This is a genomic window from Mesorhizobium sp. M8A.F.Ca.ET.161.01.1.1 (genome assembly GCF_004792105.1).
Lineage (GTDB): Bacteria > Pseudomonadota > Alphaproteobacteria > Rhizobiales > Rhizobiaceae > Mesorhizobium.
Genome location: NZ_SRTD01000006.1, coordinates 188,696 through 215,281 on the forward strand (window position 1 = coordinate 188,696; position 26,586 = coordinate 215,281).

A 26,586-nucleotide genomic window follows, 5' to 3' on the forward strand; every position below is an offset into this window, starting at 1 on the left:
TCAGCTCCTTGCGGTGAACAACCTCTGCTGTGCAGCTATGCAGCGCTCGACCATGACGCGGTCCGCGGCGAGGATTTCCGCGATCAGCGCGCCGCGCTCCTTGGCACTGACGAATTCCAGGCGACGCAAGCCGAGCGGATCGATGCGATTGCGCAAGATGGCGAGCGTATCGCTGGAAGGCAGCGGAACCTCGCGGCAATCTGCATCGAAGGTCACGGCAAATCCGGTGGCGTCGCGGATCTGCTGCTGCGTGGTACCAGGCATTGTCTCGATGACGATCGATTCCCGGGATATCTGGTCGAGCCGGAAGATGCAGAGGTCGGTGAAGACCAGCGCCTTGCCGGTGCGATAGCCCATCGGCTCGCGCTCGGCCGGCGTCAGCAGCCCGCGTGCGGAACTGGCGATCTCGACCCCCTCGACCAGCGACTGGGCCGAATGGCGGGGAACGTAGAGCAAATAGTCGCGATGCATGTTGGCGACATCGGCCATGCCGCCCTGCCCCGGCAGCCGGATCAGTCCGCCGCTTGGCTTGCGCAGCGCGATGGTGTTGACGCGGCCGCGCCGGTCGACCTGGGCTGCGCCGACGATCTCATGCGTCACGGCACCGGCCTGGTAGTAGGTTGAATAAGTATCGTCGCCGCCTGCATGCGCCGCCGCCGTCTCGCAATCAAGGCTTTCGATCAGCGACAGGATCATCGGGCTCGGCGCGATGTCGAGATGGCCGCAACTCATCGTCGCGATGATCATGTCCGGCGCGTGCGTTGCCTTGGCCAGCCGGTAGGCGACATTGGCGAGCGGCGAGACGGCGCCGGCACTGGCGAAGCTTTCATTGTCGAGTTCGGCCGCGATTCTTGCGGCGATGATCTCGTCGACGGATGCTTTCCTGTCGCCATGCACGAGACCAGGCATCGCGAGGACAGTCTCGGCGCTGACTTTCGCAGCTTGTTGGAGCGGCTCCGGCACGCCTTCCGGAGGCATGCGCAGATTGTCCGCCAGGGCTGCGTCCTTGGCCGCGAACGCCTCCGACAATGCCGGATAGTCCGTGACGTAGAATGGCAGGCAGGATGCCGGATGAGCGCCGCCCGGCGCCAGCGCTATGGCCGAGACCTGATTGCGGGTGAGGATGCTCTGGCGGCCGTCCTGCCGCAGCGCCCCGACCGGAACAATTTCCTCGACCGTGACCAGCACCTTGCGGGCAGCGCCGGCCATGGCGAAGTCCAAGGCACGCGGGCCGATGATCTGCACATTGCCGCTTTCGTCGGCGCGCTGGGCATGGACGACGAATGTATCGAGCCGCAGCGGCGGGATAAATCCGGTATCTGTTCCGGTCACCGGATCAGGCTTGGCGCTCGCGCCCGGCACGCGCGCCAGCATGTCCGATCCCAGTGGCAGTTGGAACGGCATCGACGGCAGGTTCTGCTGCGCCGCCCGCAGCGCCTGGATCATGGCGAGTGCCGTCCAGTCGCGAACAGGGATTGCGCCGGCCTCGGCGGCCGCGCGGAACCTCGGCGGCAGCCCAAAGATGTCGAGACTGGAAAAGCAGAGATCGATTTTCGCAACGGCATTTGCTTCGAGCAGCAGTTCAAGCGGCAAGCCGCCAGCCCAGCAGACGTAGTGCAAGTCCTTGACGCCGGAACGCGCGACAGCGCGCAGCAAGGCGATCGGCAGCCGGGCGAAATGGTGGCCGCCGACGCCAAGCGAGTCACCCTGGCCGACCATCGCGGCCAGTCCCTCGACATCGGTGAGGCGCGGCCGGTTCGGTTTGACCAGGGACGTCTCGGAACTGTTCCTCATAGCGCGGATGCCTCGATGCGGTAGCGGGTCACGAACGGCTTTTCGGGCGAGAATTCCAGCGCCGTCGCAATGCCGGATCGCGCGATCGGATTGTCGGCCAGGGCGGTTGCAGGGCCGAGGCCGAAGGGCGAGCAGATCGGCTCGATGCCGATGGCGACATGACGCCCATTCCAAGGGGCGGCCTTGCGGCCGCGATTGGAGTACCACAGCAGGAGGCTCGGGAAATGCGCCTTTTGCCAGGAGAGTTTTACGCGATAGCCCTCCGCGTGGTTGGCAAGCGCCGCGGTGCCGTCCAGCCCTTCGATCTGCAGCAATTCCTCGGTATCGGCGGTGAGCGGCAATCGCGAGGCGTCGGCCGTGCCGCCGGCGCGCGCGGGCACGCTGGTGAGGTCGGTGAAGGATTTGCCGCGGGCGAACAGTTCCGCGCCGGGTTCGACATCGTGTGGATAGGTGCGGCCTTCATCGAAGCTGCCGAGTTCCAGTGAGGCGGCACCTGTCTCGAACGGGAGCCGGAATACTGGATGCAGGCCGATCGGCAGGCGGCAGGCGCGGCGGACGACGATCCTGAACTCGATGTCGATGGCCGCCGCCGACGGATCGGGCGTCACTGTCCGTTCAACGCGCTCGACCGGGCTTGCCTGGGGATAGGTCAGCTCCAGCGACAACGACCCACTGCCGCTGGCCCGCCAGGTCCAGTCATGGTTGGAGCCGTGGCCATGGACCTCCTCCTCCGATTCCGGCGAACCCATCACGCGCGCCCAGTTCCCGGGCCATCCCTCGGCAGGCACCGAATAACCGAAGGGCACGCAGGGCCATTCGCCGCGCAGTTTGCGCAGGATGCCTGGCAGCGCCTCCGTGCCGGGTTCGTTCGACCACGGCGCGATGTGCATCGGCGAGACCTGCCTGCCGTCTTGCAGAATGAAAGTAACCGGCGCCAGCATGGCGCCGAGCCGCTGCACGGTCAGCGCGCCGTAGGCCCAACCTAGTCCGCGATAGTCGTCGCCGCCCTTCACGGCCCGGCCTTCTTCACCTTCGCAATACTCCTCTCGGCGAACTCCCTGACGCGCCGCTGGCCGATCTCGCCGCGGTAGAGGTCGCCTAATATGTCGCGCTCCATGGCGAGACCGGCAGCCAGATCGCCCGCCACGGCATGCGCCGTCAGCCTCTTCAACCCTTCGATCGCGGCGGCGGGTTCGGCGGCGATCATTCCGGCCAGTTCCAGCGCGCGCGGCATCAAACTGTCGACGTCGACGATCTCGTTGACCAGGCCGGCAGTGACGAATTCGGACGCCGGCACGATCGCGCCGGTCATCAGCAGAAAATTGGCGCGGTTGCGGCCGAGCTTGGCGACGCTGCGCTGCGTGCCGCCGCCGCCGGGGATCAGCCCGAGCTTGATCTCCGGCAGGCCGAGCTTGGCGAACTGGTTGGCGATGACGAAGTCGCAGCACAGCACGAGTTCCATGCCGCCGCCCAGCGCAAAGCCATTGACCGCCGCGATCACCGGCTTTGCATTGTTCTCGATCGCCGCGTACATGCGCGTGCCGGCGGCCTGGAAAATGTCGAACTCCGGGCCGGTCTGCGCGGCATATTCCTTGATGTCGGCGCCGGCCATGAAGCCGCGCCCCTCGCCGGTCACCACGATCGCACCGACGCCCTCGTCGCCGGACAGCGCCTCGAAGGCTTCGGTGATCTCACCTTGCATCAGCCGGTTCATGGCGTTGAGCTGGTCGGCCCGGCGGAAAGTGACGACCGCGACGCGGCTTGATATTTCAACCGTGAGTGTCTGGTAGGCGCGCATCGTCAGGCCGCATCCACGGTCATGTCGCCGGATGCTTCCAGCGCTGCGATCTCATCCTTCGAGAGACCGAACTCGGCCAGGATCTCGCGGCCATGCTGGCCGACCAGCGGCGCGGGCCGCTCGATGGTCGCCGGCGTCTCGCTCATCTTCACCGCCGGTGCCACCACCCGCACCTTGCCGCCGCGCGGATGATCGTAGCTGGTGATCATGCCCATATGCGTGACCTGCGGATCCTCGGCCGCGCGGCGGATGTCCTTCACCTCCGCGCACCAGATGTCGGCTGCCAGCAGCCGCGCCAACAGATCCTGCGTAGCGAACTTTTTGGTCTCGGCATTGACCTTTTCGAACACCTCGTCGCGCTTGTCGAACAGGGTCTTGAGGTCGTCGTAGACGGCAAGCTGTGGCGCCCGCAGCACCTCGTACAGCGTCTTGAACGGGCTCATGGCGATCGAGATGTAGCCGCCGTCGCTGGTCTCGTAGATGCCGAAGGGCGCCTGCATGCCGGGATGGCCGATGCCGGAATTCGGCCGCACGAAATCCTCGCCGAGATTGAGCACGGCGACATATTCCTGGTTGAGATGCGCCAAAAGACCGGCCAGCAGATTGACCTCGATCCTCTGGCCCTTGCCTGTCTTCTCGCGATAATAGAGCGCCGACAGGATGCCATAGACCATGTTCATGGCGCCGATCTGGTCGGCGAGGCCCGCGCCGGCGGGAACCGGAGCCTGGTCGCCGCGGCCGGTGTTGGCGATCAGCCCTGCCAACCCCTGGATCAGCATGTCCTGACCGGGGCGCTCGACATAGGGTCCCTCCTCGCCATAGCCCGACCCGGAGCAGTAGATGACGCGCGGATTGACAGCCTTGAAGTCCTCATAGCCGTAGCCGAGCTTGGCCAGCACGCCGGGACGGAAATTCTGCACGACGACGTCGGCGCTCTTCGCCATCTCCATGATGATGGCATGTACCTTGCGGCTCTTCAGGTTCAGCGCGATCGAGCGCTTGTTGCGGTTCCAGGCGAGGAAGTTGGGGCTCTCCGAGCCGCCCACCCATTTAGCGAAGAATGTCATGCCACGGAACATGTCGCCGGCGCCGGCGCGCTCGATCTTGATGACATCGGCGCCCATGTCGCCCAGCAGTTGCGTGGCGAACGGCCCCTGCAGCAGATGGCTGAAGTCGAGGATGCGGACGCCTTCGAGGGCCTTGTTCATGTCATGTCTCTTCGTGGTTCAAAGCAGTTCGGGAACGTAGCGCGGGGCGGCGGTCAGGCCGCCATCGACGCGCAGGTCGGTGCCGGTGGTGAAGCCGGCTGCATCGGAGGCGAGATAGACGGCGGCTTCGGCAACCTCGGACGGCTCGCCTATGCGGCCGAGCGGATGCATCTTGACCCAGGCCTTGGCGAGGTTGCCGCCGATCTCCTTGATCAGTTTGTCGTTCATCGGCGTGTTGATGGTGCCCGGCGAGATCGAATTGACGCGGATGTTCATCGGGCCGAACTCGACCGCCATCTGGCGCGTCATCGCCATCACCGCGCCCTTGGCGCCGGCATAGGCGGTCCAGCCATCCAGCCCGATATGGCCCTGGGCCGAGGCCATGTTGATGATCGAGCCTGATTTCTGCGCGATCATGTGCGGCAGCGCGTATTTGCAGCCGCGAAACACGCTGGTCAGGTTGACCGACATCAGCCGGTGCCATTGTTCGTCGGTCATCTCATGCACCGGCATGCCGCCAATGGCGATGGCGGCATTGTTGACCAGAATGTCGAGGTGCCCGGTCTTCTTGATGGCACTGTCGATGAGCCCCGAGATATCGGCCTCCTGCGACACATCGCAATGCACATAATCGGCACGGCGGCCGGCCGCGCGCAGCGCGGCGGCGAAATCCTCGCCTGCTTTGTCGGCGATGTCACCGATGAAGACATGCGCGCCTTCGCGCGCCATCGCCTCGGCAATCGCGTGGCCTATGCCGTCGGCCGCACCAGTGATGACGGCGGTTTTTGCTTCGAGACGAGCCATGTCAGCCTCCGTTCGCACGCCGGCGCTTCGCCTCGTCGAAGGCGACCGCGGCGATGATGATCATGCCGGTGATGACCAGCTGCCACTCGGTCGGCAGGCCAAGCCCGCGCAGGCCATTGGACAGAAACTGAAGGATCAGCACGCCAAGCGCCATGCCGGTCAGGCTGCCGATGCCGCCGGCGAGGCTGACCCCGCCGAGCACCGTTGCTGCGACGACCTGGAATTCGAAATTGAGTCCGGCCGTATGCTGCGCCGAGCCGACGCGCGCGGCCAGGATAATTCCGGCAACCGTCGCCAGCAGCGAACTGATGATGAAGCAGATGAACTTCACCCGCCGGACATCATAGCCGGCAAGCCGCGCGACTTCCTGATTGCCGCCGACCGCATAGATCTGCCGCCCGAACGGCCGGTGCTGCATCATGTAGCCGAAGGCGGCGAGCAGGACGATCGCGATGACCGCCGAATACGGGATGATGTTGAACAGGCGGCCATCCGAAAGCGCGATGAAGCTGTCGAGGCTGGCGTTGTCCGGGATCGCGCGCTGGCCGGTGTAGAGATAGACGCCGCCGCGCATGATGAACATCGTGCCCAAGGTCACGATCAGCGAGTTGATGCCGGCATAGGCGGTGAGATAGCCGTTCACCACACCGATGATCAGGCCGAACAGCAGTGCTGCGCTGACGCCGAGCAGCAGCGAGTTGGTGTCGTTCATGATGATGATCAGCGGCAACGCGATGGTCGCGAGCAGCGATCCGATCGAGATATCGACCTCACCGGAGATGAAGACGATGGCGCAGCCGATGCCGGCGGTGAGCGCGAGCGAAGCCTGGCCGAGCACGTTGGTCATGTTGCGCACGGAGAAGAAATTCTCGACCGTGACGGAAAAGAAGACCAGTACCAGGATGAGGCAGACGAACAATGCCAGTTCCTGCCGGGCAAAGAGCCGCGCCAGCAGGGAGGGTTGAGCTTTTGCGGAAGCTATATTGGCAAGGCTCATGGTCTTATCCGATCGCCGCATTGAGGATCTTTTCCTGCGTGGCTTCATCGCGCGACATGATCGCGGTCAGACGGCCCTCGCACATCACGGCGATCCGGTCGGCGAGACCGAGCAGCTCCGGCATTTCCGATGTCATCATGACGACCGCCAGGCCTTCGCCGGCGAGCCGGTCGATCAGCGCGAAGATCTCCGACTTGGCGCCGACATCGATGCCGCGCGTCGGCTCGTCGACGACGATCACCTTCAGGCCGCGCATCAGCCAGCGCGAGATCAGCACCTTCTGCTGATTGCCGCCCGACAGGTTCTTCACCTGCTGGAACAGGCTGGGGGTCTTGATGCGGAAGCGGTCGACATAGTCCTGCACCGCCCGGTGCTCCTTCGCCGTATCGATGAAGCCCATGCGTGCGAAGGCGCCAAGCGAGGCGAGGCTGGCATTCTGGAAGACGGGCAGCTCGCCCATCAGCCCTTCGCTCTTGCGATCCTCGGTGAGCAGGCCGATGCCGAGCCTGACACCGGTGCGCGTGTCATGTGGCGTGAGGCGCTGACCGTCGACGCTGATCGTGCCCGCGGTGATCGGATCATAGCCGACGATCGCCTTGGCGAGTTCGGTGCGGCCCGCGCCCATCAAGCCGAAGAAGCCGAGCACCTCGCCGGCGCGTGCCTCGAAAGACACCTCGTCGAGCTTCCTCGCCGTGCTGAGCTTCTCCACCGACAAGGCAACCTTGCCGCCTGCCGCGCCGCGCTGGCGCGGAAACAGATTGTCGATGCGACGTCCGATCATGTCCTGGATCAGCGTGTCGTTGCTGTGCTCGCCGATCGGTTTGGTCGAGATGTGGCGCCCGTCGCGCAGCACCGTCACCGTGTCGGCGATCTCGAACACCTCGTCGAGCTTGTGGCTGACATAGACCACCGCGATGCCGAGGCTGGCCAGACGGCGGATGACGGTGAACAGCAGCGACACCTCGTTCGGCGTCAGCGAGGACGTCGGCTCGTCCATCACCACGACGCGGGCCTCATGAGCGAGCGCGCGGGCGATTTCGACCATCTGCTGCTGGCTGACCGGCAGCGAACCCGTGCGCGCAGCCGGATCGACATTGAAACCGATACGGTTGAACAGGGCGGCTGAATCGGCGCGGATTTTCTTCCAGTCGATCGAGCCCGTCCTGCCGGTCGGGTAACCCTCGAGGAAGATGTTCTCAGCAACCGTGAATTCGGAGATCAACGCAATCTCCTGGAAGACGACCTTGATGCCCTCTTTCAGGCTGTCGCGCGGCGACTGGATATCGACCTCGCGTCCGCGCATGCGAATGGTACCGGCATCCTTGCCGTAGACGCCGGCCATGATCTTGATCAGCGTCGACTTGCCGGCGCCGTTCTCGCCCATCAGGGCATGGATCTTGCCGGGCTTCAGGGTGAAGTCGACATTGTCGAGCGCCACGACACCCGGGAAGCGCTTGTCGATGCCGCGCAATTCCAGTGCCGGCACAACGGTATCGATGGCCGCGCCTTCGCCGGGGTGCAGAAAATCAACGGACATTGGCTCTGTTCCGGATGATGTCGAGATAGGTGGCCAGGATGATGACGAAGCCCGGCACCACCATCTGCAGATCCTGGTTCCAGCCGAGGATGATGATGCCGTTGTCGATCACCTTCAGCACCAGCACGCCGAGCAAGGTGCCGAACAGCGAGCCGCGCCCGCCGAGCAGGCTGGTGCCGCCGAGGATGACGGCGGCGATGACGGTCAGTTCGAAACCGCGGCCGGCGGTCGGCTGGCCAGCATTCATCAGCGACGAAAGGATCATGCCGGCAACGCCGACGCACAGGCCGGTGACGACGAAGGCAAACAGCTTGAGGCGTTCGGAACGTACGCCAGACAGGCGCACCGCCTTTTCATTGGCGCCCACCGCGTAGAGGTAGCGGCCGAGCGTGGTGAAGCGCAGCGTGACATAGGCGACCACGAAGATCAGCGCGGCCAGGATGACAGGCACAGGCACAGGCCCGACATAGCCGGCGCCGAGGTCGGTGAAGCTTGCCAGCTGATTGTGGTTCTGCACCGCCTCGCGCGTGAACAGATAGACGCCGCCCTGCAGCATCATCATCGTGCCGATGGTGGCGATCAGCGAGTTCACTCTCAGCCTGGTGACAACCAGGCCGTTGAACAGTCCGACCCCGCCGGCAAAGGCGAGCGCCGCCAGCATGCCGAGCGCCAGGCTGTGGGTGGAATTCAGCACCGCCATGCCGATGCAGCCGACGAAAGCGAGCGAGGCGCCGACCGACAGGTCGACCTCGGCGGTGATGATGAGCATGGTCATGCCCGAGGCAACGACCAGCACCAGCGCGCATTGGCGCAGGATGGCGATGATGTTGGCTTCCGAATAGAATTGCGGCGCCGCGATCGAGATGGCGATGCACAGCGCAGCCAGGATGACGCCCAGCACGAGCTGGCTGCTGCCCAGTAGCTGGCCGCCGATGAAACGCTTCGGTGCGGAGGCGTGTGTAAGCTCGCTCATTTCAGTCCATTCCAGACCACTTGCCTGACACTGCCCTTCCCGCGTCAGGGAAGGGCAGCGTCATCAGGCTTATTGCTTCAGGTCGGCGGAGGTCTTCATGCACTTTGCCGGCGGCTGGAGCGCGTTGACGGCATCCCATTTGATGGTGCGCGTGGTGCCGTCATAATCATAGTACTTCTTCCAGTCGTCGCCGTTCATCGGCGCCGTCGGGCTGACGATGTGCTCGGGCACTTCCTCGTTGTTGAAGAGCTTGACCGCCGCGTCGATGGCGGTGAACCCTTCCTTTTCCGGGAACATCGCGGCCTCGATGCGGTACGATGGTTCGTTCTGCATGGCGTTGATGAAGGCGAGGCCCTCGCCGCCGGTGCCGACCGTCAACAGGCCGTCTTGCGACTTCCCTGCCGCCTTCCAGGCTTGCAGGCCGCCAAGCGAGGACGAGTCGTTGATGCCGTAGATGATGTTGATGTCGGCATTCTTGGCGAGCGCCGCCGAGGAGACTTCGAGCGCACGGTCGGGGTTGCCGCCGCCGTCGAGGTCGTGGACCATGACCGCATCAGGAATGACGGTCTTCAGCCCGTCCATGAAGCCGTGCGAGCGCAGCACCGTGGCCGACAGCAGCGGCAGGCCGACATTCATCACCTTGGCAGTGCCGCCAAGCTTTTCCTTGGCGTATTTGCCGGCTTCTACCCCGGACATGTAGCCCGTATCGTAGTCGCAGATGGCGACCATCGTGGTCATGCCCTTGACCGGGTTGCCTTCCAGCACCACCGGGACGTTGGCGGCCTTGGCCTGTCGCAACAGCGGCACCACGCCTTCCTCGTTGACCGGGGTGATGATCAGCACGTCGACGCCCTTGGCGATGAAGTCTTCGGCCGCGGCGACCTGCTTGGCGATGTCGAGATTGGCGTCCTGCACCTCGACTTCGATCCCGAGTTCCTTGCCGTGAGCCTTCATGCCCTTGATGACGTTCTGATACCACTCATGGGTGGCGTAGTTGGTGACGTAGCCGATGCGCTTGGGCATGTTCTCGGCATGCGCGGTGGCGGCGCCGAGCGCCAGCATGGCGGCTGACGCAAACAGGATTGACTTGGACCAGAGCATTTTCTTCTCCCAGATTTATCGCTTTTGTTAGTCGCTGAACGGGTAGTCCCGCCGTTCCGGGTCGGCACGTAAAGAAGAGGCGGAGTCGGACCAGCCGAGTGCCGCCGATATCTTTTCGGCGGCGGCCTGGGTACGTTCGAAAACGGCTTCGCGGCCGAACCGCGCCGCCTTTTGCGGCAGCAGCGGAACGGTGAGCGCGGCGATGACGGCACCGGTGTGGTCGCGCACCGGCATCGAGATGTTGGTGCAGCCCTCGACGGCCAGCGAGGCGCGCATCTCGTAGCCGAGCCTCGCGACCTCGTTCAGCCGCGCCTCGATTTCAGCCCGACTGCCCTGACCTTCGCCGGCGGCCACGATGCGCTCGACGATCCGGTCGCGCTCGGCCCGGTTCGAATGGGCAAGCAGCACGGCGCCCGAACTGGTTTCGAGGATCGGGAAATGCGACCCCAGCGCCACCGAGTAACGCATCGGCAGCGGGGAATCGATCTGCAGCACCACCAGCGCGTTTTGTCCTTCGCGCACCACCAAGTGGCAGCTTTGGTCGGCATTGGCGGTCAGTTCGCGCATTGCCGGCAGTGCGCATTCGACCAGCCGGTTTACCGGCGGATGCATATGCGCCAGTTCGAACAGCTTCAGCGACAGACGGAAACGGTCCGACTGGGTGCGGAAGATGTAGCCGCGCTTCTCCAGGAGAAGCAGAATGCGGTAGATCTCGTGGATGGAGCGTCCCAAGCCGGCCGCGATCTCGGTCTGGGTCAGCGTCTCGGCACTCGAGGCCATGAACTCCAGAACGTCGAGCGCCTTGTCCACCGCCGGCACGCGATAACCGTTGCGGCCGGCTTCGCCGTCGTCGAGTGTATCGGCAACGCTGGCGGCCATCACGCAATGCTCCCTTCCGGTTGCCTGGTTTCGCGGTAGAGGCGATTGACGAGGTCAGTAAGGTCGGCCGCCGATACCTCGCCGGCGATGGCGGCCGCCGCATACGGCGCGCATTCGCGGAAGAAGGCGATGAAGCCCGGATGCGTCGGACGCAGATAGGACGACGTGATGGTCCGAAGCGTGGCGCTGAAGAAACCGCCTGAAAGCGCGTTGACCTCAGCGTCTTTCCAGGCGGCGAGCGATCCCGGCTGTCCGCCCGCCTTCACATAATCGCCGCGCTGGTAGTCGGGCGAACACAGGAAGAGCGCATAGTCGATCGCCGCCTGTTTGTGTTTCGACTGGGCGCTGACGCCGATGCCGGCGCCGCCGAGCAAGGCGCCGGCGGAGCCCGGCGTCGGCACGTCGGCAAAGCGCAGATATGGCCCGTCGGTTTTCGCCGCGTAATTCACATAGCCGAAGGCGAACGGCACATAGACCACGTCGTCATGCGCGATCATGTGGTCATAGCAGCGGATCGGGTTCCATTTCGACGAGTCCGGATGCGAAAGCGCCGCCAGCTCCCGCAACTGCGCGATGGCCTGCTCGACCCTTTGCCTGGCGATGAATTGCTCACCGGCCTCCTGCGGATGGCCGAGCGTCAGAAGCATGCACATGGCATCCGTCGGGACCGAGGGCAGACCGAGCCATTTGCCGTCCTTGCGCGCAAGCCGGCCGAGTTCCAGCACCTCGTCATGCGTGCGCGGCACCGGCCCGTAGCGCTCCAGCAGGTCAGGGCGATAGGACGCGACCTGGCAGGCGGCATCGATCGGCAGTGCCCATTGTCGTCCGTTCCGTTCGTAGGAGCGCCATGATGCGCCGACCGAATCCTGCTCGAAGAAGCGGATCTGTTCCGCCGACAGATAGGCATCGAACGGCACCATCAATTCATCCTGCGCGATGTCGCCGATGAAGGGATGGTCGAAAACGACGAGATCGTAGGTGCCGAGTACCGGACCGAGCGCGCCCTCGCCGAATTCGTAGAGGCTGCGGCGATCCCATTCGATTTCCAGGCCGGTATTGCCAGCGCAATAGGGCGCGACGCTGGCGTCCAGCGGACCCCAGCAACGTCGATGATCCCACGCAAGACCGCGCAGCCTTGTCATTTCAGGCAATTCCTCCCTGGAGCCGGGCATGACTGCCCGGCCCGCCGACTAGTAGCAGGTATTTTCACATAGACAAGTAACTTTTACATATGCAAACGGCAGTTCGCCTTCCGATGGCCTCAGGCCAGGCCGAACCGCTCGACGGCGCGCATGATGCCGCGCAGCTCGGCGAGGCCCTTCAGCCGACCGATCAGCGAGTAGCCCGGATTGATCTTTTTCTTGCCGATGTCGTCGGCGAGCAGATGGCCATGATCCGGACGCATCGGGATTCGCCAGTCGGCGCGGCCTTGTTTGCGGCGGCGCGCCTCTTCCTGCATCAAAGCGAGGATGACGTGCGCCATGTCGGTACCACCTTCGAGATGCTCGGCCTCATAGAACGAGCCGTCCTCCTCGATGGTGATGTTGCGCAGATGGACGAAATGGATGCGGTCGGCGAATTCCTTGACCATGGCGACGATGTCGTTGTCGGCGCGCGTGCCGTAGGAACCAGTGCAGAAGGTCAAGCCATTGGCGGGGCTGTCGACAGCGTTGAGGATAAAACGCGCATCCTCGGCCGTGGAAACGACGCGCGGCAGGCCATAGAGCGAGAATGGTGGATCGTCGGGGTGGATGCACATGCGCACTCCCGCCTCTTCAGCCGCCGGAATGATCTCGCGCAGGAACCAGGCGAGGTTGTCGCGCAGTTCCTTCGGCCCGATCGCATCGTATTCCGCCAGGGCCTCGCGGAAACTGTCCCTGTTATAGCTGCGCTCCGTTGCCGGCAGGCCGGCGATCAGGTTGCGCTCGATCTGATCGATCTGCTCCGGCGTCAGCGCCTTCAGGCGTTGCTCGGCCTCGGCGATACGCGCCGGGGTGTAGCTTGCCGCGCCATTCTTGCGCTGCAGGACAAAGAGATCATAGGCGGCAAAGTCGATGGCGTCGAAACGCAAGGCGTAGCCCGTCGTCGGCAGCCGGTAGGCCAGATCGGTGCGGGTCCAGTCGACCACCGGCATGAAATTGTAGCAGATCGTCGCGATGCCGGCCTTGGCGAGCGCGCGGATGCTGTCGCGATAATAGCCGGCATAGCGCTCGCGCTCCGGCGCGCCGATCTTGAACGAATTGTGGACCGGGATGCTCTCGACAACCGACCAGGTCAGCCCAGCGGCCTCGATGATGCGCTTGCGCTCGAGCACATCGGCCTCGGGCCAGGCCCTGCCGTCATAAATCTGGTGAAGCGCTGAAACCACGCCGGTGGCGCCAGCCTGTTTGACATGCTCGAGCGTCACCGGATCATCGGGACCGTACCAGCGCCAGCACTGTTCCATGAAGTCTCCTCACTGTTTGGCGGCGACCATATTGTTGGACCACCATCCTGTCAACAGAACCTTTATTGCCGCTCAAGGTTGATTTTTGATCGACAGAACTCTAATCTGGTCCAACAAATTGCAAGGAACTAGCTGTTGGAACAGGCGAGCCGCGAGCCGATGGAAGCGTCTGAAGAAGCAGGAATCAGCAGTTCGGCCGTCGACCAGACGGTGCGGCAGATCCTCGACCTCATCCGCAATCGGGCCTTGTCCGTCGGCGACGTCCTGCCTACGGAACGGGAGCTCGGCGAATTGTTCGGCGCCAGCCGCAACACGATTCGCGAGGCGCTGCGCACCATCCGCACCTATGGCCTGATCGACCCCAAGCCGCGTGTCGGCGCGGTGCTGGCCGACAGGCAGAGCGTCGCGATCCAGAATTTCTTTGCCGCGCAAATGGACATATCGAAGACGTCCTTTCACGACATACAGGGATTTCGCCGCATCATCGAGGTGAGCGTCGGCGATCACATCATCCTCAATGCCGGCATCGCCGAACTCGACGCCCTGGACGAGATCAACGGCCTGATCGAGGCCGCCCGGGATGTCCAGGAGGCGGCACAGCGCGATTTCGATTTCCACCTGGCGCTGATGAAGCTCGCCGGCAACCGCATGCTGGTGCAGACCTACCAGTTCCTGTCGCCTGTCATCCTCCACATCATGACCGTCGGCAAATCTATCCGGCCGGTGCTGAGTGAAACACGCCGCGCCCATGGCGAGATCATCGCGGCGCTGCGCGCCCGCGACCGCATCGCCTATAGCTACCTGATGAGCCGGCACCTCGACTTCGGCCTGCGCTTCGTTCCCGACGATCTCGAAAACGCCCGAACCGCGCCGGTGACCCCGTCGCCAGACAGAACACTTCCCAAGGATTTGCCCCATGCTTGATTTCGAGAACAAGGTTGCGCTGATCACCGGCACGACCGGCATCGCGCTGGCCACCGCCAGGCGCCTGGCCCAAGGTGGTGCCTCGATCGTCGCTTGCGGCATCGACAGGGCAGCCAACGCCGCCATGCAGGAGAGCCTCGCCAAGGCCGGGGCGAGCGCTTTGGTGCAAACCGTGGACGTCTCCGTTGCCGACGAGGTGCGCGAGGCGGTCGCGGCCGGCGTCGCGAAATTCGGCGGCATCGATGTCATCGTCAATTCGGCGGCGGTGCATCCCTATGGAACGGCAACGACGACCGACTGGGAAACCTGGAACCGGGCGATGACGGTCAATGTCGGCTCGATCTACCTGACCGCGCATTTCGGCATCCCGGAAATAGTCAAGCGCGGCGGCGGTGCCATCGTCAACGTCGCCTCGGTGCAGGGCTTTGCCTGCCAGCAGAATGTCGCCGCCTACGCCACGACCAAGGGCGCCATCCACACGCTGACGCGGTCGCTGGCGCTCGATTACGCCGCATCGGGCATAAGGGTGAATTCGGTCAGCCCGGGTTCGATCCGCACACCGATCCTGGAGAAGGCCGCTCGTGGCGACGGCGGCAGCGACGCCGACGTCGAAGAGGCCTACAGGCGCTTTGGCGCCGCTCATCCGCTTGGCCGCATCGGCGAGCCCGAGGAAGTGGCGGAATTCATCGCGTTCCTGTGCTCGTCGAAGGCCGGATTCTGCACCGGCGCCGATTACAGAATAGATGGCGGGCTGACCGCCGGCATTGGCGTGAAGTAAGAACCATGAAGATCGGTCTTGGCCTCTATCGGGAATCGCTCACCCCCGACAATTTCCGCTTCGCCCGCCAGGCGGGCGCCACGCACATCGTTGCCCACCTCACCAACTATTTTCGCGGTCGCGACCCTTCGCTGTCCGCCGGCAGCGAAACCGAGGGCTGGGGCGATTGTTCCGACGACGAGCTCTGGGACTACGACGATTTCGCCGGCCTGGTGAAGACCGTGCGCGACAATGGCCTGGAAATCGCCGCGATCGAAAATTTCTCGCCCCGCTTCTGGTCCGACGTGCTGCTCGGCGGCCCGGACAGGGCAAGGCAGATCGAGGGGCTGAAGCGTCTTGTCCGCGATGCCGGACGCGCGGGCATTCCCTGCATCGGCTATAATTTCTCGATTGCCGGCGTCTGGGGCTGGTCGCGAGGACCGTTCGCGCGTGGCGAGGCGATGTCGGTGGGCTTGGACCTCTCGGCCATCGACCCCGATCTGCCTCTCCCTGACGGAGTCGTCTGGAACATGCGCTACCGCGCCGGACGGCCAGGTTCAGAAACGGTCAAAGTGAGCAGCGAGGAACTTTGGCAGCGGCTGGACGTGTTCCTGCGCGAGATCGTGCCCGTGGCCGAAGAGGCCGGCGTCGTGATGGCGGCGCATCCCGACGATCCGCCGGCCGAGGTGCTGCGTGGTGCGGCGCGGCTGGTCAACCGGCCGGAGAAATACGACCGGCTGATGGACATCGTCGATTCGCCGTCCAATGGGCTGGAGCTGTGCCTCGGCTCGCTGCAGGAAATGCCTGGCGCGGACGATATCTACGACCATGTAAGGCGCTTCGCCCGACGCGGCCGCATCGGCTACATCCACTTCCGCAACGTACGCGGCAAGGTGCCCAGATATCACGAGACCTTCGTCGACGACGGCGACATCGACATGGCCGAGATCGTCCGCATCCTGCGCGACGAAAACTTTGGAGGCGTGATGATCCCCGACCATACGCCGGAGATGTCCTGCGACGCGCCCTGGCATGCCGGAAAGGCCTTTGCGCTGGGCTATATGCGCGCGCTGGTGCAGAACGCCGCGGCGCTCGGGCCTTCCGGCACCACCCATTCCACTGACGCTCGGAGGCAAGCCTGATGGCCGGATCTATTCGCCTCTATGGTGACGACGCCGAAATGTATCGCCTGTTCGAGGCCGAACTCTTCGTCGCCGTGGTTGGCGACGTGATGGACACGCTCGGGCTGCAGCACCAGTTCCTGCCGCCGGTGTTCAAGCCGGTCGACGACAAGACACGGCTGCTCGGGCGGGCCATGCCGGTGCTTGAGACAGACATCTTCCTGTCCAATGGACCGACGCACAATCCGCTGATGACCAAGCCATTCGGGCTGATGTTCGAAGCGCTGGACGACCTGAAGCCCGGCGAGATCTACGTAGCCAGCGGCGCCTCGCCCCGCTACGCCCTATGGGGCGAGCTGATGTCAACCCGCGCCAAAATCCTCGGCGCGCATGGCGCGCTGGTCGACGGCTTCGCCCGCGACACGGACGGCATCAAGGCACTGGGATTCCCCTGCTTCTGCACCGGCTACTACGCACAGGATCAAGGCGTGCGCGGTAAGGTCATCGACTACCGGTGCACGCTCGAAATCGGCGGCGTGCGGATCGAGCCGGGGACGCTGCTGTTCGGCGACAAGGAAGGCGTTATCGTCATCCCGCGACAGGCCGAGGAAGAAGTGGTGCGGCTGGCCTTGGAAAAAGTGCGTGGTGAAAAGCTCGTCGCCAAGGCCATCCGCGAAGGCATGAGCGCGGTGGAAGCCTACAGGACTTTCGGCATCATGTGATCGGTCCCGAGGGGCTCAGGTCCAGCCATGGGTGGTGGCATTAACGCATCCAGTTCGGAACAATCTTTTTTGGTCGAAGTTCTCCCCTTTGAAGGGACGAACTCTCCGAAGGAGATTTCCTATGAAACATATTCTGATGACCAGCATGCTTGCGATCGGGCTCGGCTGCGGGACAGCGATGGCTCAGACACAGCAGCCCGCCGAAAGCCAATCAGGAGCGGACACAAATTGCGCTTCCGGCACGACCAACTGCCAAAACGGCTCGAAGATGAAGGACCAGGCACAGGGTACCAAGTCCCAGACTGACCAGCAGGCCCAGGGCAAGACCAAGATGAAGACGGACGAGCAGGCCCAGGGCAAGGCCAAGGTCCAGACCGATCAGCAGGCTCAGGGCAAGGCAGGCGCCAAGACGGACGAGCAGGCCCAGGGCAAGGCCGGCGCCTCTACGGACCAGCAGGCCCAGGGCAAGGCTAAGGTCCAGACCGATCAGCAGGCCCAGGGCAAGGCAGGCGCCACTACGGACCAGCAGGCCCAGGGCAAGGCTAAGGTCCAGACCGATCAGCAGGCTCAGGGTAAGGCCTCCACGCAGGACAAGACTTCGACCGCGTCCATCAACAATGTGACGGTCGAACAGAAGACCCAGATCACCCAGGTGTTCAGGGAAACCAAGGTCGAGCCGGTCGCCAGCGTCAATTTCGACGTCTCCGTCGGCATCGAAGTCCCGCGGCACAAGATCAGGCTGCATCGTTTGCCGGCTCGCATCGTCAAGATCGTTCCGGCCTACGAAGCCTACGAGTATTTCGTTCTCGCCGACGGCCGGATCGTCATCGTCGATCCGGATACCTACAAGATCGTGCTGATCCTGACCTAGGAGCAATTCCAGGAAAATTTAACAGGACGACATTGCTCAACCCGCTCCGCCGCACGCGGGTCGGGTTGAGCACTCATGGCGAGATGGATGCGGGCAGCTTCCCCTGCACACCTCAGCGCAGCTCTCCGAGACCGCAATGTCCGCAAGGTAATCGAGTAGCGGTGCTCGGCAAGCGGCGGGATGCTGTGCTCCCATTCTGTTCGCGAAGAGCCCGTCATGAGATAGGCCGATCTCGGCTCGACAGTGACGGTCCGGCGCTCCCATCCAGATCCGTTCTTGCGCCGAAGGCGGAAATCGCAGGGCGCCAGCAGCGAGACGCCCGCGACGTCCTCGAAATGAGGCTTGTCGCGGTGCCAGCCGATACCAGCGCCGGGCCGGTATTCATTGATCAAGACCTGGGCGAAGGCGTCGGTGGGCCGGCGCGCAAAGGCCGCGACCTTTTCGCGCAGGGGCAGCAGAAAGTCAGGGATCGGCGGTGCCTCGACGACCTCGCGCCGGTCATAGTCGTAGCGAAGGCCAAAACCGACGACACGCCGGTTCGCCAGATGGCCGTGGAAGTCGAAGGCCTTGAAGGGCAGTCCTTCAAGCTGTCGGACAAGTTCGATTTCCTCTTGCGGCGTGATGAGCCCGGGCTGGTAGACGAAGCCCTCCGGCAAAACATCCTGAGCGGCACTGAAGAGATCGTACTGGGCCACACGGCCGGCTGTTTTCGGTTTGAGCGACGACATTGTGCCTAGATGGTGAAGGCCGGACCACAGGGCAAGACGGGAACGGGAACACCGGAGCGGCGTGAAAGTTTAGGAGACGGCGGTTCCGTCGGAGGCCGCCGGACTTGTTCCACCCTTGGAGTGCCGGATGCCGCGCGTTGAAACCGGGGCCTGCTTTTGCGGTGCGATTGCCGCCGCCATGGACGGTGAGCCTTTCTGGATATGCTACGATCACGATGACGATTGCCGACGGGCGATCGGCAGTCCGCTCACCATCTGGGTCGGATATCGGCCGAGTCAGTTCCGCCTTTTGAAGGGAACGCCAAAGGCTTTCTCCAGGACGCCGGGCGTTGTCCGTACTTTCTGTCCCGACTGCGGGAGCTCCATAGGCTATAGCGACGAAGGCCTGCCGGACGAGTTGTATCTGACAATCGGGTTCTTCGACAGACCCGAAGGGCTGCAGCCACATGCCCATGCCTATTGGGACCTGAGGCTGCCTTGGGTCGACTTTGCCGACGAGCTGCCGCACATCGGTCGATATTCGAGGAAGCGCGACGAGAAATTCGGCAATCCACGCGACAGGTAGCACCTTCGGGCGGTACGGAACCGGACCATGCCTGGCGGGTTAATCGGAGGAGCCGTCAGGTGCCACCATGCCGTCGACCGTCATTCGAAGCACGCAATACGATCCCGCGACCAGGATTCTCTCGGTCTGGTTCGTGCCGCACGGCAACCGCTATGACTATGAGGAAGTCTCCCCGGCTACCTATGCGGCGTTCATGAGGGCTTCCTCGAAAGGCCGCTTCTTCAATAAATTCATCAAGGATCGCCACAGCTACCGTCGCGTGGCGTGATACCCCGCCAGCGACCCGTCACGCCTTTTTGTTCTGCCCGGCGGTCACCTCATCCGGCGGCGGTTCCCAACCAAAGACACTGCGGCCGCCAAGCAGATGCGACTGGTCGAATTCGCCGGCGACAATCTCCTTCAGGCTGGGACCGGTGACGTATCGCTCGACCTGCCGCGACTGATCGTCGAGCCGCCTCAATGCGCCGATTTCCTCTTCGCGGCCAAGCCTGGCCTTTTGCACGGCGGACTTCAACACACCGATCGTCTCGTCATAGACCTTGAGCGGAACAGGGAACGGATGCCTGTCCTTGCCGCCATGCGCCAGCGAAAAACGGCCCGGGTCCGAAAACCGGCACGGCGCGCCATGCACCACTTCGGCAACCAGCGCCAATGCGCGCACCGTGCGGGCGCCGACGCCGGGAACCAGGAGAAGCTCGGCGAAATCGGCGGGACCCCGCTCGGCGGCGGCGGCCATGTTGCCGTGAAGGCGATGCATCACGACATCGCTTTCGCGGACGTCATGGTGAGCCGGCATGATCAGATGCGGCAGCAATGGCTGCGCCGGAGCCGGTGCGGCACCGGGTTCCAAGGCGCCGAACTCCCGAATGATGCGGTCAGGCCCGAGATCCTGGAGCAGGTCCAGTTGTCCCTGGCGCGAGGCCTCGGCGCGCCGGTCGGTCAGGTTGACGATCTCGCCCTGGTTGGCGCCTTCAATTGCGGCATGCGGCTGGTCGACGAAACTCTTCAAACCCTCGGACAGCCAATGATAGCGGCGCGCCACCTTGCTGTCGCCGTTCATGCCTTGCTGCACCACCACCCAGTCGCCGTCGTCGGTGACGATGAAGCCATGCAAATAGAGATCGAAACCGTCCTGGACGGCGGCGCTGTCCACCTTGGCGACCAGCCGGCTGGCGGTTGCCAGGCGCGCGCCGTCGAAGCCGATACGCTCGCCGATGGCGGCTAGTTCATGCGGGGTTTTGCGCGAATGTGCGCCACGGCCGCCGCAGACATGAATGCCAAGCTCGCCAGAGAGCGGCGTGAGCCCGCGTTTCAAGGCGCCGATGACGCTGGTCGTGATGCCGGACGAGTGCCAGTCCATGCCCATGACGGCGCCAAAGGACTGGAACCAGAACGGATGCGCCAGGCGCCGCAGCAATTCATTGCGGCCGTAGTGATGGATGATCGCCTCGCACATGACGGCGCCGAGACGCGTCATGCGATCGCCCAGCCATTTCGGCACACGTCCGCCGTGAAGGGGAAGATCAGCACTGCCCGATCGTTGCGCCACGTCCTTGCCTGCTCCGGTGCCCGCGAATCTCGGACAAATAGGTATCCCGGAGCGCACACGGAAGCACTGAATGGTCGCACCCGGCCCGGCCGCGAGCGCAAATGCGCTCTGCTATCTCACCACGCGCTTCTCGAGCTTGCGGGCCAGAGTGCGGCGATGCAGGCCAAGCCGGCGCGCCGTTTCGGAGATGTTGAAGCCGGTTTCGACCAGCGTTTCGTGGATGCGCTCCCATTCCAGATTCTTGATCGAGGTGGGCCGGGAGGAGAGCGGTACGGAAACATCGCCCTCGGCCCGGCCGAAGGCGGCTTCGATGTCATCGGTGTTGGCGGGTTTCGCCAGATAATGGCTCGCGCCGAGCTTGATCGCCTCGACAGCCGTGGCGATGCTGGCAAACCCCGTCAGCACGACAATCCTGATCGAAGCATCGCGGGCGCTGAGCAGCTTGACGCACTCCAGTCCGGAGCCGCCGGCTCCAAGCTTGAGGTCGACGACAGCGTAAGCCGGAACAGTTGTTTCGAGGGCGCTAAGCAATGCTTCCCGGTCGTGGCAGACGACGACGTCGTAATCGCGCTTTTCGAAGGAGCGCTTCAGCGTTTTGGCGAAGGTGGCGTCGTCCTCTACGATAAACAGGGATCGATCAGGCCTCACGATCATCTCCATCGGTCAGCGCCGCAAGCGGCAGCGAAAGAGTAACACAGGCGCCCTGTTCCATGTTGCGCGCCGAAAAATCGCCTCCCAGTTTCCGGACCACGTTCATGACGAGGAACAGGCCAAGACCGCCGCCCGGCCGTCCCTTGCTCGACATATAGGGTTGGCCAAGTGCTGCCAGAATACCTTCGTCGAAACCCGGCCCGCGATCGCGCACGGAAATCACCAGCTTGTCGCCCTGCCGCTCGGCGGTGACGCCGACCCAATCCTGCGATGCTTCCTGGGCATTGTCGAACAGGTTGAAGATGACCTGCTTCAGCGCCGTGTCGGATACGATCTGCTCGTCCGGGTCGAAATCGTTCTTGTATTCCAGCTTGAATGGCTGGCGACTGATGCGCCATTCCTCGACCAGATCGTCGAGGAAACCGCGAATGGTCGTGCGTATCGTTCCCTCGCCCCTCGCCTGGCCGGAAGACATCAGGATCCCGGACACGATGCGCTTGCAGCGCTCGATCTGGGCCTGCATCTCGGCCATGTCGGCCGCCATTTCGCGGTTGCGCGTGAGCGTGCGCATCTGGCGCCAGTCGGACAGGATGACGGATATCGTGGCAAGCGGCGTGCCGAGTTCGTGCGCGGCGCCGGAGGCCAGCAGGCCCATGCGCACGATGTGGTCCTCCTCGGCCGAGCGCTGGCGCAGATCGGCGAGATAGGCGTCGCGCTCGCGCAGATTGCGGTTGATGCGCGTCATGAAGATCACGATCAGTCCGGCCGCCAGCACGAAGCAGATGAACATGCCCCTTATATGCAGGGACAGGAGATCGCTGCCGCCATGATGCGGGATCGCGATCGGCTGGAAGAGGAAGATGAGGAAGACGAAGCAGGCCGACGCAGCCGCCACGAGGATCCAGGTAAACCTTGGCGTCAGCAGTGCCGCGCCAAGCGTGATCTGCAGGAGATAGAGCGATACGAACGGATTGGACGCACCGCCGCTCAGGTAGAGCTGCGTCGTCAGTGCCGCCATGTCGAAGATGAGCGCAACGAAGAGCTGGGTGTTGCTGATAGGCCTGATACCGCGCAGGACCAGCAGGCTGAAGATGTTGAGGCCCAACAGGAAAAGCACCACGCCGGCCATCTCCGCCAGCGGCAATGGGATATCGAACCAGTATTCCGTCGCCAGAATGGTGAGCACCTGACCCGCCACCGCCAGCCAACGCAGTTGGATGAGGAGGAACAGGTTCTTCCTGTTCGTTGCATCAGGGTGCGATACTGCCCCGTTCTTGCCGGCTAGGGATGCCGCCACCAGGGATTTGTCATGATGAAGCGCTTGCGTGGGGACGCTCATCTCGCGGGTCCTCGCCGTCGGCCGTGGCCGATCATCGGCCTGGCCAGGGCAATGGCGAGCATCGCAGCGAGCGCGAACCAGGTCAAAGCATAGACCAGGTGGCTGTTGCGGAAGGTCACGACGGTCAAGCCGCCGCGCGGCCAGCCCTCCATGCGTGACGCTTCCGCATCGACGAAATAGGGAGCGACATTGCTCGTCAAGCCGTGCGCGGTTGCTATGGCGGCGACGTCTCGCGAATACCAGCGATTGCCCGTGGTGTCGTTCTTGCGCAGGAAGCCGCCGCCGGGTTCGCTCATGCGCAACAGGCCGTCGATGACGGCCGGCGCGGTTGGGCCGCCTCTCTCCCGTTCGAACTCAGTCTTGCGCTCCAGGGGAATGAAGCCGCGGTTGACCAGCACGACGAAGCCACGGTCGGTCCGCATCGGCGTCAGCACCCAATAGCCGCCGCCAAGCTCCGTCACCGCCTGCACCAGCGAGTTGGCGCCGCCCAGATAGCGTCCCGCCAATCGCACATGGCTGTATTCGTAGCCGGCCGCGGTGATGTCGTTCCAGCTCTCCGGGCCAGGCGCATCGACAACCGGGGCATGAATGCGTTGGTCGACACGGGCGATCAGGTCGAGCTTCCAGACCCGCCTTTCCAGCTGCCATATGCCGAGCCCGGCAAACACCAGCACGCCGAGGAGCCCGAGCAGCACAAGGACAAGGCGCGACACGGTCGACCTGCCGGCGCTCTCTTGCGGTACGGGACGCGGGCCGATGTCTGTTTGTCCGATCGCCTCGATGGTGGTCCTCCCAGAGCCCGCCGGGCTCATGGCATCTCGCGCATGTCGTGCAGCCCGGGCATCATGTTGGCGTTGAGATGATACATTACCCAGAGCGAACCGGTCAGCACGATGACAACCAGGATCAGCGTGAAGATCAGCGCCAGCATCGACCATCCGCCTTCCGAGGCGGTGTTCGTATGCAGGAAGAAGACCATGTGGACCACGATCTGCACGACCGCGAAGGCCATGATGACGATGGCCGTGGCCTGCTTGTCATCGATGACGCCGCTCATGACCAGCCAGAATGGAATGGCCGTCAGGATCACCGACAGGACGAAGCCTATCAGATAACTTCTGAACGATCCGTGCGCGGCACCGCCATGCGCGTGGCCGTGACCCTCGGCATGATCATGAGCGCTCATCGCAACATCCCCATCAGATAGACGAAGGTAAAGACGCCGATCCAGACGACGTCGAGGAAGTGCCAGAACATGCTGAGGCACATCAGCCGGCGGCGGTTGGCCTCGATGAGACCGTGTCTCGCGACCTGGATCATCAGCGTCACCATCCAGACGATACCGAAGGTCACGTGCAGGCCGTGCGTGCCGACGAGCGTGAAGAAGGACGACAGGAAAGCGCTGCGCTGCGGCGTGGCGCCTTCATGGATCATGTGCGCGAATTCGTAGAGTTCGATTGACAGGAAGGCCAGGCCGAACAGCATGGTCACGGCAAGCCAGGCTTGCGTCGCCGCGACGCGCCCCTTGTCCATGGTCAGCATGGCGAAGCCATAGGTGATCGAGGAGAAGAGCAGCATGGCGGTGTTGACCGCCACCAGATCGAGGTCGAACAGGTCCTTGGGCGCGGGTCCGGCCGCATAGTTGCCGCCAAGCACGCCATAGGCGGCGAACAACATCGCGAAGATCAGACAGTCGCTCATCAGGTAAAGCCAGAAGCCGAGCATGGTGGAGCCGCCTTCGGCGTGCGCATGCTCTTCTTCCAGGTGGAAGACCGGTTCGGTGTCGGCCGTGATTGCCGTCGATGTCATGCTCAAACCCTAACCCTGAGCGGCGAGGAGCGTCGTCCTCGCCTCCTCCGTCTGCGAGACTTCGGCCGCCGGAATGTGGAAGTCGCGGTGATAATTGAAGGTATGGCCGATCGCCGTGGCGATGAGGCAGACGAAGCTCAGCGCCGCCAGCCACCAGATGTACCAGATCAGGCCGAAGCCGAGCGCGACGCTGAAGGCGGCTAGGATGATGCCGGTCCCGGTGTTGCTGGGCATGTGGATCGGTTTGAAGCCGGCGAGCGGCCTGATGTAGCCGGCCTGCTTCATGTCCCACCAGGCATCGTTGTCGCGAATGACCGGCGTGAAGGCGAAATTGTAGGCGGGCGGCGGTGAGGAGGTCGACCATTCGAGCGTGCGGCCGTCCCAGGGATCGCCGGTCGGATCGGCAAGCGCCTCACGCCTGCGGATGGAGACGAAGATCTGGATCAGGAAGGCGGCGATGCCGCAGGCGATCAGCACCGCGCCGAAGGCGGCGATGACGAACCATATCTGCAGCGAGGGATCATCGAACACACGCATGCGGCGCGTCACGCCCATCAGGCCGAGGATGTAGAGCGGCATGAAGGCGAACCAGAAGCCGACCACCCAGCACCAGAACGAGACCTTGCCCCAGAACGGATCGAGCTTGAACCCGAAGGCCTTGGGCCACCAGTAGGCAATGCCGGCGAACAGACCGAACAGAACGCCGCCGATGATGACATTGTGGAAGTGCGCGATCAGGAACAGGCTGTTGTGCAGCACGAAATCCGCCGGCGGCACGGCAAGCAGCACGCCGGTCATGCCGCCGACGACGAAGGTGAGCATGAAGGCCAGCGTCCACATCATCGGCAGCTCGAAGCGGATGCGGCCCCGGTACATTGTGAACAGCCAGTTGAAGATCTTCGCCCCGGTCGGGATCGAGATGATCATCGTGGTGATGCCGAAGAAGGAATTGACGCTGGCGCCCGAGCCCATGGTGAAGAAGTGGTGCAGCCAGACCAGGTACGACAGGATGGTGATCACCACCGTGGCGTAGACCATCGAGGTGTAGCCGAACAGGCGCTTGCCGGAGAAGGTCGAGGTGACCTCGGAAAAGACGCCGAACAGCGGCAGGATGAGGATGTAGACTTCCGGGTGACCCCATATCCAGATGAGGTTCACATACATCATCGGGTTGCCGCCGAAGTCGTTGGTGAAGAAGTTGGTGCCGACATAGCGGTCGAGCGCCAGCAGCGAGAGCACCGCCGTCAGCACCGGGAAGGAGGCGACGATCAGCACGTTGGTGCAGAGCGATGTCCAGGTGAAGACCGGCATGCGCATCATCGTCATGCCGGGCGCGCGCATCTTGATGATCGTGCAGATCAGGTTGATGCCCGACAGCGTCGTGCCGACACCCGCCACCTGCAGCGCCCAGATGTAATAATCCACACCGACGTCGGGACTGTAGCCGATGCCGGAGAGCGGCGGATAGGCAAGCCAGCCGGTGCGGGCGAATTCGCCGACGAACAGCGAGGCCATGACGAGGATGGCGCCGCCGACCGTCATCCAGAACGAGAAATTGTTGAGGAATGGGAAGGACACGTCGCGCGCCCCGATCTGCAACGGCACGACGAAGTTCATCAGCCCGGTGACGAAGGGCATCGCCACGAAGAAGATCATGATGACGCCGTGGGCGGTGAAGATCTGGTCGTAGTGATGTGAGTTCAGGTAGCCCTCGGAGCCGTTGAAGGCGATGGCCTGCTGGAGCCGCATCATGATGGCGTCCGAGAAGCCGCGCAAAAGCATGACGAGGCCCAGCACCATGTACATGATGCCGATCTTCTTGTGGTCGACGCTGGTGAACCATTCGCGCCACAGATAGGTCCAGAGCTTGAAATAGGTGATCGCGCCGAGAAGCGCGATGCCGCCGAGCGCCACAGCGACGAAGGTGGCGACGACGATGGGTTCGTGCAGCGGCAGCGACTCCAAGGTGAGGCGGCCGAAAATGAATTTGGTCAGCGTATCGGGCATCGGCTG

The 26,586-nt window shown here is 63.6% G+C and carries 26 protein-coding genes and 1 pseudogene; 7 read left to right on the forward strand and 20 right to left on the reverse strand.

Going from position 1 to position 26,586, the window contains the following annotated elements; translation table 11 throughout:
- The 12 genes from EN804_RS17410 to uxuA form a co-directional block, all read right to left on the reverse strand.
- Positions 1-1,794, reverse strand: coding sequence for a CoA-transferase (locus EN804_RS17410; protein WP_135916918.1), 1,794 nt, complete (start codon positions 1,792-1,794; stop codon positions 1-3).
- Complete coding sequence (locus EN804_RS17415; RefSeq protein ID WP_135916919.1) at positions 1,791-2,807, reverse strand: hypothetical protein; 1,017 nt, start codon at positions 2,805-2,807, stop codon at positions 1,791-1,793. The genes EN804_RS17410 and EN804_RS17415 overlap by 4 nt, the downstream gene beginning before the upstream one ends.
- Positions 2,804-3,592 carry an enoyl-CoA hydratase/isomerase family protein gene (locus tag EN804_RS17420; RefSeq protein WP_135916920.1) on the reverse strand — a complete coding sequence of 263 codons (789 nt, stop codon included), beginning with the start codon at positions 3,590-3,592 and terminating at the stop codon, positions 2,804-2,806. The genes EN804_RS17415 and EN804_RS17420 overlap by 4 nt, the downstream gene beginning before the upstream one ends.
- A 2-nt stretch (positions 3,593-3,594) precedes the next feature.
- Positions 3,595-4,800 carry a CaiB/BaiF CoA-transferase family protein gene (locus tag EN804_RS17425; RefSeq protein ID WP_135920431.1) on the reverse strand — a complete coding sequence of 402 codons (1,206 nt, stop codon included), beginning with the start codon at positions 4,798-4,800 and terminating at the stop codon, positions 3,595-3,597.
- A gap of 18 nt (positions 4,801-4,818) precedes the next feature.
- Complete coding sequence (locus EN804_RS17430; protein ID WP_135920433.1) at positions 4,819-5,604, reverse strand: SDR family oxidoreductase; 786 nt, start codon at positions 5,602-5,604, stop codon at positions 4,819-4,821.
- A gap of 1 nt (position 5,605) precedes the next feature.
- Positions 5,606-6,601 carry an ABC transporter permease gene (locus EN804_RS17435; protein WP_135861845.1) on the reverse strand — a complete coding sequence of 332 codons (996 nt, stop codon included), beginning with the start codon at positions 6,599-6,601 and terminating at the stop codon, positions 5,606-5,608.
- Positions 6,602-6,605: 4 nt separating this feature from the next.
- Positions 6,606-8,138 carry a sugar ABC transporter ATP-binding protein gene (locus tag EN804_RS17440; RefSeq protein WP_135920434.1) on the reverse strand — a complete coding sequence of 511 codons (1,533 nt, stop codon included), beginning with the start codon at positions 8,136-8,138 and terminating at the stop codon, positions 6,606-6,608.
- Complete coding sequence (locus tag EN804_RS17445) at positions 8,128-9,111, reverse strand: ABC transporter permease (RefSeq protein WP_135920436.1); 984 nt, start codon at positions 9,109-9,111, stop codon at positions 8,128-8,130. The genes EN804_RS17440 and EN804_RS17445 overlap by 11 nt, the downstream gene beginning before the upstream one ends.
- A 69-nt stretch (positions 9,112-9,180) precedes the next feature.
- The gene (locus EN804_RS17450; RefSeq protein WP_127278950.1) at positions 9,181-10,212 is read right to left on the reverse strand and encodes a sugar ABC transporter substrate-binding protein; all 1,032 of its coding nucleotides are present in this window, start codon (positions 10,210-10,212) and stop codon (positions 9,181-9,183) included.
- 27 nt (positions 10,213-10,239) lie between these two features.
- Positions 10,240-11,091, reverse strand: coding sequence for an IclR family transcriptional regulator (locus EN804_RS17455; protein WP_127278949.1), 852 nt, complete (start codon positions 11,089-11,091; stop codon positions 10,240-10,242).
- The gene (locus tag EN804_RS17460) at positions 11,091-12,233 is read right to left on the reverse strand and encodes an extracellular solute-binding protein (protein ID WP_135920438.1); all 1,143 of its coding nucleotides are present in this window, start codon (positions 12,231-12,233) and stop codon (positions 11,091-11,093) included. The genes EN804_RS17455 and EN804_RS17460 overlap by 1 nt, the downstream gene beginning before the upstream one ends.
- Before the next feature lie 119 nt (positions 12,234-12,352).
- Entirely contained in the window at positions 12,353-13,537 is a 1,185-nt protein-coding gene (gene uxuA / locus EN804_RS17465) for a mannonate dehydratase (protein WP_127870894.1), read from the reverse strand.
- A 135-nt stretch (positions 13,538-13,672) separates the two neighbouring features.
- On the opposite strand from uxuA, the gene EN804_RS17470 reads away from it, so the two are divergent.
- The 5 genes from EN804_RS17470 to EN804_RS17490 all read left to right on the forward strand — a co-directional run bounded on the left by EN804_RS17470 (position 13,673) and on the right by EN804_RS17490 (position 17,932).
- Complete coding sequence (locus EN804_RS17470) at positions 13,673-14,461, forward strand: FadR/GntR family transcriptional regulator (RefSeq protein WP_246689280.1); 789 nt, start codon at positions 13,673-13,675, stop codon at positions 14,459-14,461.
- Complete coding sequence (locus EN804_RS17475; protein WP_135880965.1) at positions 14,454-15,239, forward strand: SDR family oxidoreductase; 786 nt, start codon at positions 14,454-14,456, stop codon at positions 15,237-15,239. The genes EN804_RS17470 and EN804_RS17475 overlap by 8 nt, the downstream gene beginning before the upstream one ends.
- Positions 15,240-15,244: 5 nt before the next feature.
- A complete protein-coding gene (locus tag EN804_RS17480) occupies positions 15,245-16,360 on the forward strand; it encodes a mannonate dehydratase (protein WP_135920440.1) in 1,116 nt (371 codons plus the stop codon).
- Complete coding sequence (locus EN804_RS17485) at positions 16,360-17,061, forward strand: RraA family protein (RefSeq protein ID WP_245458547.1); 702 nt, start codon at positions 16,360-16,362, stop codon at positions 17,059-17,061. Before EN804_RS17480 ends, EN804_RS17485 begins: the two co-directional genes overlap by 1 nt.
- Positions 17,062-17,182: 121 nt before the next feature.
- Positions 17,183-17,932, forward strand: coding sequence for a DUF1236 domain-containing protein (locus tag EN804_RS17490; protein WP_127870891.1), 750 nt, complete (start codon positions 17,183-17,185; stop codon positions 17,930-17,932).
- Positions 17,933-18,060: 128 nt separating this feature from the next.
- Here the strand turns inward: EN804_RS17490 and EN804_RS17495 are convergent.
- Positions 18,061-18,660: pseudogene (locus EN804_RS17495) on the reverse strand (alpha-ketoglutarate-dependent dioxygenase AlkB); the annotation flags it as partial.
- Positions 18,661-18,787: 127 nt separating this feature from the next.
- Between EN804_RS17495 and EN804_RS17500 the strand changes: the two are divergent.
- Both EN804_RS17500 and EN804_RS17505 read left to right on the forward strand, forming a co-directional pair.
- A complete protein-coding gene (locus EN804_RS17500; protein ID WP_127281023.1) occupies positions 18,788-19,225 on the forward strand; it encodes a GFA family protein in 438 nt (145 codons plus the stop codon).
- A 67-nt stretch (positions 19,226-19,292) separates the two neighbouring features.
- The gene (locus EN804_RS17505) at positions 19,293-19,493 is read left to right on the forward strand and encodes a KTSC domain-containing protein (RefSeq protein ID WP_135920442.1); all 201 of its coding nucleotides are present in this window, start codon (positions 19,293-19,295) and stop codon (positions 19,491-19,493) included.
- An 18-nt stretch (positions 19,494-19,511) separates the two neighbouring features.
- Here the strand turns inward: EN804_RS17505 and EN804_RS17510 are convergent, their stop codons facing one another.
- The 7 genes from EN804_RS17510 to cyoB form a co-directional block, all read right to left on the reverse strand.
- Entirely contained in the window at positions 19,512-20,774 is a 1,263-nt protein-coding gene (locus EN804_RS17510; protein ID WP_135920444.1) for a DUF763 domain-containing protein, read from the reverse strand.
- A gap of 111 nt (positions 20,775-20,885) precedes the next feature.
- On the reverse strand, positions 20,886-21,422 hold the full coding sequence (locus EN804_RS17515) for a response regulator transcription factor (protein ID WP_189343529.1): 537 nt from the start codon (positions 21,420-21,422) through the stop codon (positions 20,886-20,888).
- Entirely contained in the window at positions 21,412-22,764 is a 1,353-nt protein-coding gene (locus tag EN804_RS17520; RefSeq protein ID WP_135920446.1) for an ATP-binding protein, read from the reverse strand. Before EN804_RS17520 ends, EN804_RS17515 begins: the two co-directional genes overlap by 11 nt.
- The gene (locus EN804_RS17525; RefSeq protein WP_135920448.1) at positions 22,761-23,576 is read right to left on the reverse strand and encodes an SURF1 family protein; all 816 of its coding nucleotides are present in this window, start codon (positions 23,574-23,576) and stop codon (positions 22,761-22,763) included. The genes EN804_RS17520 and EN804_RS17525 overlap by 4 nt, the downstream gene beginning before the upstream one ends.
- The gene (cyoD, locus tag EN804_RS17530; protein WP_135920450.1) at positions 23,573-23,950 is read right to left on the reverse strand and encodes a cytochrome o ubiquinol oxidase subunit IV; all 378 of its coding nucleotides are present in this window, start codon (positions 23,948-23,950) and stop codon (positions 23,573-23,575) included. Before cyoD ends, EN804_RS17525 begins: the two co-directional genes overlap by 4 nt.
- Complete coding sequence (gene cyoC, locus EN804_RS17535) at positions 23,947-24,573, reverse strand: cytochrome o ubiquinol oxidase subunit III (RefSeq protein WP_135920452.1); 627 nt, start codon at positions 24,571-24,573, stop codon at positions 23,947-23,949. The genes cyoD and cyoC overlap by 4 nt, the downstream gene beginning before the upstream one ends.
- Positions 24,574-24,582: 9 nt before the next feature.
- Positions 24,583-26,580 carry a cytochrome o ubiquinol oxidase subunit I gene (gene cyoB / locus EN804_RS17540; RefSeq protein WP_135920454.1) on the reverse strand — a complete coding sequence of 666 codons (1,998 nt, stop codon included), beginning with the start codon at positions 26,578-26,580 and terminating at the stop codon, positions 24,583-24,585.
- Positions 26,581-26,586 lie beyond the last annotated feature (6 nt).

Bases quoted from the DNA above. Each gene is read 5' to 3' on its own strand.
- EN804_RS17475 (WP_135880965.1), top strand. From the start codon at position 14,454: ATGCTTGATTTCGAGAACAAGGTTGCGCTGATCACCGGCACGACCGGC.
- EN804_RS17430 (WP_135920433.1), bottom strand. From the start codon at position 5,604: ATGGCTCGTCTCGAAGCAAAAACCGCCGTCATCACTGGTGCGGCCGAC.
- EN804_RS17525 (WP_135920448.1), bottom strand. From the start codon at position 23,576: ATGAGCCCGGCGGGCTCTGGGAGGACCACCATCGAGGCGATCGGACAA.
- EN804_RS17455 (WP_127278949.1), bottom strand. From the start codon at position 11,091: ATGGCCGCCAGCGTTGCCGATACACTCGACGACGGCGAAGCCGGCCGC.
- EN804_RS17460 (WP_135920438.1), bottom strand. From the start codon at position 12,233: ATGACAAGGCTGCGCGGTCTTGCGTGGGATCATCGACGTTGCTGGGGT.
- EN804_RS17440 (WP_135920434.1), bottom strand. From the start codon at position 8,138: ATGTCCGTTGATTTTCTGCACCCCGGCGAAGGCGCGGCCATCGATACC.
- EN804_RS17420 (WP_135916920.1), bottom strand. From the start codon at position 3,592: ATGCGCGCCTACCAGACACTCACGGTTGAAATATCAAGCCGCGTCGCG.
- uxuA (WP_127870894.1), bottom strand. From the start codon at position 13,537: ATGGAACAGTGCTGGCGCTGGTACGGTCCCGATGATCCGGTGACGCTC.
- cyoD (WP_135920450.1), bottom strand. From the start codon at position 23,950: ATGAGCGCTCATGATCATGCCGAGGGTCACGGCCACGCGCATGGCGGT.
- EN804_RS17500 (WP_127281023.1), top strand. From the start codon at position 18,788: ATGCCGCGCGTTGAAACCGGGGCCTGCTTTTGCGGTGCGATTGCCGCC.
- cyoB (WP_135920454.1), bottom strand. From the start codon at position 26,580: ATGCCCGATACGCTGACCAAATTCATTTTCGGCCGCCTCACCTTGGAG.
- EN804_RS17425 (WP_135920431.1), bottom strand. From the start codon at position 4,800: ATGAACAAGGCCCTCGAAGGCGTCCGCATCCTCGACTTCAGCCATCTG.
- EN804_RS17445 (WP_135920436.1), bottom strand. From the start codon at position 9,111: ATGAGCGAGCTTACACACGCCTCCGCACCGAAGCGTTTCATCGGCGGC.
- EN804_RS17485 (WP_245458547.1), top strand. From the start codon at position 16,360: ATGGCCGGATCTATTCGCCTCTATGGTGACGACGCCGAAATGTATCGC.
- EN804_RS17520 (WP_135920446.1), bottom strand. From the start codon at position 22,764: ATGAGCGTCCCCACGCAAGCGCTTCATCATGACAAATCCCTGGTGGCG.
- EN804_RS17490 (WP_127870891.1), top strand. From the start codon at position 17,183: ATGAAACATATTCTGATGACCAGCATGCTTGCGATCGGGCTCGGCTGC.
- EN804_RS17410 (WP_135916918.1), bottom strand. From the start codon at position 1,794: ATGAGGAACAGTTCCGAGACGTCCCTGGTCAAACCGAACCGGCCGCGC.
- EN804_RS17435 (WP_135861845.1), bottom strand. From the start codon at position 6,601: ATGAGCCTTGCCAATATAGCTTCCGCAAAAGCTCAACCCTCCCTGCTG.
- EN804_RS17480 (WP_135920440.1), top strand. From the start codon at position 15,245: ATGAAGATCGGTCTTGGCCTCTATCGGGAATCGCTCACCCCCGACAAT.
- EN804_RS17450 (WP_127278950.1), bottom strand. From the start codon at position 10,212: ATGCTCTGGTCCAAGTCAATCCTGTTTGCGTCAGCCGCCATGCTGGCG.
- cyoC (WP_135920452.1), bottom strand. From the start codon at position 24,573: ATGACATCGACGGCAATCACGGCCGACACCGAACCGGTCTTCCACCTG.
- EN804_RS17505 (WP_135920442.1), top strand. From the start codon at position 19,293: ATGCCGTCGACCGTCATTCGAAGCACGCAATACGATCCCGCGACCAGG.